Origin of the sequence: Deinococcus sp. (assembly GCF_018260405.1) — a bacterium.
Taxonomy (GTDB): Bacteria; Deinococcota; Deinococci; order Deinococcales; family Deinococcaceae; genus Deinococcus.
Genome location: NZ_JAGLBG010000170.1, coordinates 1,050 through 2,847, shown reverse-complemented (window position 1 = coordinate 2,847; position 1,798 = coordinate 1,050). Strand labels below are relative to the sequence as shown.

The window sequence follows — 1,798 nt, the reverse complement described above, 5'->3', positions numbered from 1 at the left end:
TGAAGAGGGCAGCATGGATACTCCGACGATATGGGCCTCAGACAGCCTCTTAGAGCATTTTGCAAAAAGATGGTGCTCTTTTTACCCTCTTTTGCCGAGTGGAACCAGTGAACAAGAAAGAGCAGGACGTAGCATGAAGGGGGCGGCGGTGTTGTTCCGACGTGCCCATAGTTCGGAGAACTGCTCTAACATTACGGGCTTCCAAAACAGCGCCCAAACCTCTCGCTTCCCGGTGCAACGTATTCGCGTGCTGGGCCTTCAGCGCACGGCATGAATGCAACTGATGGCTTCTGTAGTCCACATGGCGCTATTGTGCTGGCTAACCCAGGTTGTTTACCGGCTCTGCCCCTCGCAGGGCTACCCGTTCTCTACATTCCAAGGAGCAGTTCCATGACCCAGTCAGCGCCGCTGCAAGACCGTGATGTCGTTATCGTTTCCGCTGTGCGTTCCCCCATCGGGGCCATTCGTGGCGGCCTCTCGTCGGTGCGTCCCGACGACCTGGCCGGTCTGGTCATCGCTGAAGCCGTCAAGCGGGCCGGAGTTCCCCCCGAGCAGATCGAGGAAGTGATCTTCGGCTGTGCCAATCAGGCGGGTGAGGACAACCGAAATGTGGCGCGTATGGGCGTCATTCTGGCTGGGCTGCCCGACAGTGTAGCGGGGGTCACGGTTAATCGGCTGTGTGCCTCGGGGCTGGCGGCGGTGAACATGGCGGCGCGGGCCATTCGCAACAGCGATGGAGACATCTATGTGGTGGGCGGTGTCGAGAGCATGACCCGCGCCCCACTTTCGATGCCCAAGGGCGCACAGGCTTTTGCCAACGGGAATGTGACGGCCTACGACACGACGCTCGGCTGGCGTTACCCGAACCCGGCCATGGAAGCTAAATTTCCACTTGAAGCTATGGGCGAGACCGCCGAGAACATCGTCGAGCGCAGCCGCGAGGGAGCGTATCGGGGCGGCGAGATTACCCGTGAGGATCAGGACGCTTTTGCGCTGGAGTCGCAGCGCCGCGCCGTGTCCGCGATCAATGCCGGAAAATTCAAGCAGCAGATCATGCCTATCGAGGTCAAAAGCCGCAAGGGGGTGACCATCTTTGATACCGATGAGCACCCGCGCATGAAAAAAGAGGGCGACCGGTACGTGCTGGCGACAGACGAAGCGACCCTGGCCAGTCTTAAGCCAGCCTTTCGCAAAGGCGGCACGGTGACGGCGGGCAACGCGAGCGGCCTGAACGACGGTGCGGCGGCGCTGGTGCTGATGAGCGCGGCAAAGGCCAAGGAACTCGGCATCAGGCCGCTGGCCCGCTGGCTCGGCGGGGCCGCCGCAGGGGTCGATGCCCGCGTCATGGGGTTGGGACCCATTCCGGCAACCCGCAAGGTGCTGGAGCGCACTGGCCTCAAGGTCGAGGATCTGGACCTGATCGAGCTGAACGAGGCTTTTGCGGCCCAGGCCATCGCCTGTATCCGGGAGCTGGGGCTGGAGCAAAACAGGGTCAACGTGAACGGCGGCGCGGTGGCGCTGGGGCATCCGCTGGGCATGAGCGGCGCACGCTTAATCGTGGCCCTCACGCACGAACTGGCCGAAACGGGAGGGCGCTACGGTCTGGCGGCGCTCTGCGTGGGCGTTGGCCAGGGTGAAGCCGCGATCATCGAGCGCCTGCCCAGCTAGAGCGGCTGGCGGAAGCGGTCAGGCCCCATACGGGTGCCGTTTTGACCAAGACAGCGGTCAGGCCCCATACGGGTGCCGTTTTGACCAAGACAGCGGTCAGGCCCCATACGGGTGCCGTTTTGACCAAGAA

Annotated in this window: 1 protein-coding gene; it reads left to right on the top strand. The window is 62.6% G+C overall.

The window, feature by feature from the left end; translation table 11 throughout:
• Nucleotides 1-390 precede the first annotated feature (390 nt).
• On the top strand, nucleotides 391-1,668 hold the full coding sequence (locus tag QZ269_RS12630) for a thiolase family protein (protein WP_291427054.1): 1,278 nt from the start codon (nucleotides 391-393) through the stop codon (nucleotides 1,666-1,668).
• Nucleotides 1,669-1,798: the final 130 nt, after the last annotated feature.